4 protein-coding genes are annotated in these 5,053 nt (G+C 73.7%); 1 reads left to right on the top strand and 3 read right to left on the bottom strand.

All coding sequences use genetic code 11. The features are described from left to right. Positions 1-248 precede the first annotated feature (248 nt). Positions 249-677: a YbaK/EbsC family protein gene (locus HMPREF9719_RS00860; RefSeq protein WP_004600061.1), complete on the top strand. Its 429-nt coding sequence runs from the start codon at positions 249-251 to the stop codon at positions 675-677. Between the two features lie 21 nt (positions 678-698). Here HMPREF9719_RS00860 and HMPREF9719_RS00855 read toward each other — a convergent pair whose 3' ends face one another. The 3 genes from HMPREF9719_RS00855 to HMPREF9719_RS00845 all read right to left on the bottom strand — a co-directional run. Beyond that, positions 699-2,180, bottom strand: coding sequence for a phytoene desaturase family protein (locus tag HMPREF9719_RS00855; RefSeq protein ID WP_004600060.1), 1,482 nt, complete (start codon positions 2,178-2,180; stop codon positions 699-701). Between the two features lie 34 nt (positions 2,181-2,214). Next, positions 2,215-4,575, bottom strand: coding sequence for a 3'-5' exonuclease (locus tag HMPREF9719_RS00850; RefSeq protein WP_004600059.1), 2,361 nt, complete (start codon positions 4,573-4,575; stop codon positions 2,215-2,217). Between the two features lie 112 nt (positions 4,576-4,687). Next, on the bottom strand, positions 4,688-5,053 hold a 366-nt coding region (locus tag HMPREF9719_RS00845), incomplete at its 5' end, for a hypothetical protein (RefSeq protein WP_004600058.1).

The raw sequence follows: 5,053 nt of genomic DNA, 5'->3' as shown, positions 1-5,053 counted from the left end.
AGGGCCAGAGTGCAGGCGAGTCCGCCGGCGGCGCGATGGCCGAGGCGTTGCGCCGCGCCGGCTACCGCTAGGCAGCCCGCAGCCCCTCCCGTCGGGCGCGGCGTCCCGGCCGGGCCAAGCCGCCGAACCGGGCTGGATGAATCCCAGCCGCGTTGGGCGTGCCCGCGGCTAGCCTCTGGCGAAAAGGCCGAACACCCGCGGGCACGCCTGTGCGCCCGCGGGCCCGACGGGAGGGAAGCGAGGGCACGATGGTCAAGGAAATCAGCGTCGCGGCGGAGGACTCCGACACCGCATCGTTCATCGACGCGGTCGGCGCGAAGCCGAACGAGGTCATCAACTCCATCGTCGTGAAGACGAAGCACTCCGGGGAGCGCCACTACTCGCTCGTCCTCGCGCCCGCGACGCACCGGCTCGACAACAAGGGTCTGCGCAAGGCCCTCGGCGGCAAGACCTCGTTCGTGCCCATGGACGACGCCGTGGAGCTCACCGGTATGCAGCGCCACGCGATCGGCCCCATCGGCGTGCCCGACGACCTGCCCATCGTCGCGGACCTAAGCGTCATCGAGGGCGAGAAGTTCTACGTCGGCGCCGGCGTCCTCGAGCGTAAGTACGTGCTCAGCCGCGAGGAGCTCGTCGACAAGGACGCGCCGGGCATCTACGGCGACGAGCCCGCCTAAGACTGGTTCTTCTTCCCTCGGCTACCGCCGCTCGAGCCAGCGCAGCGCCGAGCGGGCGGCGTTCTCCCCGGCCGCGAAGTGCACCCCGCCGCCCGGCGGCGTCGACGCCGAGCACACGTACACCCCGGGCACCCCGGTGGAGTACGGGTCGCCGAGGAGCCTCGGGCGGGCGAGCAGTTGGATCGGCCCGTTCGCGCCGCCGGCGATGTCCCCGCCGACGTTGTTGGCGTTGTGCGCCTCGATCTCGCGGGGCGGCAGCGCCCGGCGGGCGACGACCCGCTCCCTGAAGCCGGGCGCGGCGCGCTCGATCTGCGCAGAGACGAGCTCCCACGCCTCGTCCTCGGTGGCGTCCCAGCCGGCCGGCACGTGGCTGTAGGCCCACACGGGGTTGAGCCGCCTACCGCCGCTATCCGTCGTCGAGCGCGACGGGTCGGTGAGGTGCTGCTGCGCCACGAGCGTGAACGGCCGCTCGGGGAGCCGTCCCTGCCAGCAGTCCCGCTCGGCGCGGGCGACGTCGCGGGCCTCCCCGCCGAGGTGCACGGTGCCCGCGCGGCGGGCCTGCGGCTCGAGCCAGGGGATCTCGCCCTCGACGACGGCGTCGATCTTCGCGACCGCGGGCCCGCGGCGGAACCGCCGCCACGCGCCGGCCACCCGGGCGGGAAGCAGCTCCCCGAGGATCGACGCGGCGCGCTCGAGGGAGGTGTCCAGCAGCACGACGTCGAAGCCCGAGAGCTCCCCGGCGTCGTCGATCGCGCGGCCGGTCTCCACGCGGCCGCCCAGGTCCTCCAGAAGCCCGACGAGCGCCCGCGCGATCGCTGCCGAGCCGCCGCGCGCGACCGGCCAGCCGTGGCGGTGCCCGGCGGCGGCGAGCAGCAGCCCGGGCGCGGCGGAGGCGGGCAGGTGGTGCGGGGCGAAGGCGTGGGCAAAGATGCCGGCGGCGAGGGCCTTCGCCGCGGGTGAGCGCAGCGCCCCGGTGAGCGCGGCCGCCGGCATCCCGGCGAGAGCCCCGAAGCGCGCGGCGAGCATCGGTCGGCGCGGCAGATGCAGCGGGGGACGGAGGAACTCGCCGGCGAGCTCGTCGGCCCGCTCCGCGAGCGGGCCGAGGGCCAGCTGCCAGGCGCGCCGGTCGCGCCCGTCGCCGAGGCCCCGGGCGGTCTCCCCGACGCCGGTGAGCAGCACCCCGGCCTTCTGGTCGGGGAGCGGGTGGCAGGCGTCGACCTCGGGGGAGAGGAACTGAAGGCCGTGCTTCTTGAGGTCTGCTGCGCGGGCTCGGTAGAAGGGGCTCGCCTGGGCGAGCGGGTGCACCGCCGAGCACAGGTCGTGCACGACGCCGGGGACGAGCAGCTCCGCGCTCCGCAGGCCCCCGCCGGGGGCGTAGTTCTCCTCGGCGACGGTGACGTCGAGTCCCGCCTCGGCGAGCACGATCGCGCCGGCGAGCCCGTTGGGCCCCGAGCCCACGACGAGCGCGCGGCCGGTTAGGCGGCGCGGCGCCCGCGGCGTCATCTCTTTAATCCCCTCGGTCCTCGACGGCCGCCGGCTACGCGGCCTTCTGGGGCAGCATCTCGGAGAGCGGCTTCGCGGCGGTGATGAGCAGCTCGTCGCGCGCCCTCGAGGCCGCGACGTAGAGCAGCGCGCGCTCCCGCTGCCGGGCGTCCTCCCGCTCGTCCTCGGGGATGCCCCGCGCGACGCGGGGCACGGAGTCGTCGTCCATGCCGATGAGCACGACCTTCTCGAACTCGAGGCCCTTGGCCGAGTGCATCGTCGACACGATCACCGAGGCCGGCTCCTCCGGCTCGTCCGCCGGGTCGGCGCCGATCGCGCGCCGCGTGCGCTTCGTGACCCCGTCCGCGGAGACGCTCGCCGGCACGCCCCGGTCCTGGAGGAGCGCCGCGATGGAGCGGCGCGAGTCCTTCGCCCGGGTGAGCACCCCGATCACCGCGTTGGGGGAGTCGTCGAGCCAGCCGCGGATCTTCTCGGCGGCGACGTCGACCTGGCCGGCGAGGCTGCCCAGGCCGTCGCGCACGATGGGCTTCGGCCCGCGGCGCGCCGAGCGGTAGCCGGCCACCGAGTCCTCCTCGCCCTCGGCGTCGACCCAGTCGTCGCCCTCGAGGATTCTGGTGGCGTAGTCGAGGATCTCCGCGGTGGTGCGGTAGTTAAGCGTGAGCCTCGTCGACGCGCGCCCGCGGGTGGTGATCCCGAAGCGCCCGAGCACGAGCCGCTGCCCGTAGATGCGCTGGTGGGAGTCCTCGGCGAGGAAGATGTCGTTGGGGCCCTCGGGCACCGCGGCGCGCAGCATGAGCCAGTGCGCGGCGTGGAAGTCCTGCGCCTCGTCGACGACGACGTGGTCGAAGAGGTCCTCGTCCTTGACGCGGAGGATCTCCGCGGCGAGCGCCGCCTTGGTGGGGTAGCTCACGGCGTTGTTCTGCCGGCAGAGGTTCCTGAAGGTGTCGATGACCTTCCAGACCTCCTTGCGCTGCTTTCTGCTCAGCGCCACCCCGCGGCCCCGCCTCGAGACCTTGAGGTAGCCGCGCTGCTCGGCGACCCGGTTGGCGAGCACCACCTGGGTGAACTCCTGGTCGAGGAAGTGCGGGTTTTTCAGCTCCCCGTCGAGCTCCGGGGCGGTGAGGGTGAGCGCCTGGGCCCACAGCTCGGTGATCGACGACGAGGCCGCCGGCGTCGCGTCCGTGGCGCGGCCGAGCACCTGCTGCGCCGCCGCGGAGCGCTCCGCGGCGGTGGCGCGCTGCGGCACCGCGTAGGCGAGCTGGTCGACCCCGCAGATGAAGATCCCCGGCTGGCCCGGCTCGCGGGGCTTTTGGCGCTCCGGGTAGAGCTCGTCCATCTGCTCCTTGAGCGACTTCGCCAGCGAGCGCGTGAACGTCGTCAAAAGGATCGCGGCGTCCGGGTTGTCCTTCGCGAGCCGCCGCGCGCGGTGCAGCGCGACGACGGTCTTGCCGGTACCCGCCCCGCCGAACACGCGGCCCGAGCCGGAGTAGTTGCGCTCGACGATCGCGCGCTGCGGCGGGTTGAGGAACACCCGCCACTCCTTGAAGCTCATGGAGTCGAGCGCGCGGCGCAGCGCGTCGTGGCCCTCGACCATGACGAAGCGGTTGTTGCCCGGGTGGTTCTTGAGCGACTCGCTGATCTGCTCGGCCTCGCTGGCGCTGCGGTCCGGCTCGAAGTCGGAGTCCAGGCCCGCTTCGGCGATGGTCTCCTCGATGCTTAAGCCCTGGGCGAGCGCGAGGTAGGCGTCGATCTCCCAGTCGGGGCGGGACTCCTCCAGCGCGGCGAGCGCGTCGTCCGGGGTGCGCCCGGAGAAGACGATGTCCGCGCCCTCCGAGGAGAAGCCCAGCCGGTCGGTGAGGTCGGAGCGCTCGATGCCGCGGGAGCGCAGCTCCTCCGCGGCGCTCTTCTCCTTCGCTCGCCCGGGCGCGGCCGCGGCGGGCTCGGCGTCGGGCCGGGGAGCGGCGCCCTCGGCCTGGGCGGTGGTCTGCTCGGCGGCCTGGGCGTCGGGCGCGGCGTCCCCGCCGGCGGGCTTCGAGTCGTCGCCCGGGGCGGGCTCGGCGTTCGCGGGCGGGTGCTTGACGATCTCGGTGAGGCTGTTGACCGGGTTGAGCCGGTAGGTCAGCCGCGAGGCGATGTCGTAGGCCTCGTCGTGGTTGAACGTGCCGTAGTAGACGAAGTGCGCGTCCTTGCCGCCGGTGAGCTGGAAGACGACCGCGCGGAACTGGTCGTTGACGCGCGCGACGCGCACCTTCTCGTCGAGCGCGCCCTCGGGCCGCTTGAGGTTCAACCCCGGGGAGGTCGGATCCTCCTGGATCTTCTCGATGAAGCTCATGACGGGCTTCTTCAGCGAGCCGTCGAGGTGCCCGCGCCCCTGGTAGAGCGTGATCATCGCCATGACAGATCAGTCCTTCGTCGTTGCCGTCCGCGTCCGAATTGCCGACTCAGGCCGGCCGCGGCCCGCCGCCCGATTCGTCCTCAAAACCACCGGTGTTCCCCTCAAGGCTAGGTCAGTCGGTGAGCGCCTCGACGAGCGGGGAGACGTCGCCGGCGAACGCCCACCGCCAGCCCTGAAGCGCCGCGTCCGGCTCGCCGGGCTCGTACTCGTCCTCCGGGAAGAGCAGCACCACGCGCCGCTGCGGCCAGGCGAGCACCGTAGGCAGGCCGGCGACCTCGGGGCCGCGCTCGAAGTCCTCGGGCACCCCGCCGCTCGCGGCGAGCCTGCGCAGCGACTCGACGACCGCGGAGTCCTCGTCGGCGAACTCCTCGAGGGTCTCGGCCCACTCGGAGTCCGGTTCGCCGCTCGTCGCGCCGGGCGCGGCCGCTGCGGTGAGCGCCGGCTCGGACGCGGGCTCGGCGGCCGGCTCCGCGGCGGG

The organism is Corynebacterium otitidis ATCC 51513 (assembly GCF_000296405.1).
Lineage (GTDB): Bacteria > Actinomycetota > Actinomycetes > Mycobacteriales > Mycobacteriaceae > Corynebacterium > Corynebacterium otitidis.
The sequence above is the reverse complement of the archived record's forward strand: the minus strand, read 5'-3'. Positions and strand labels throughout refer to the sequence as shown.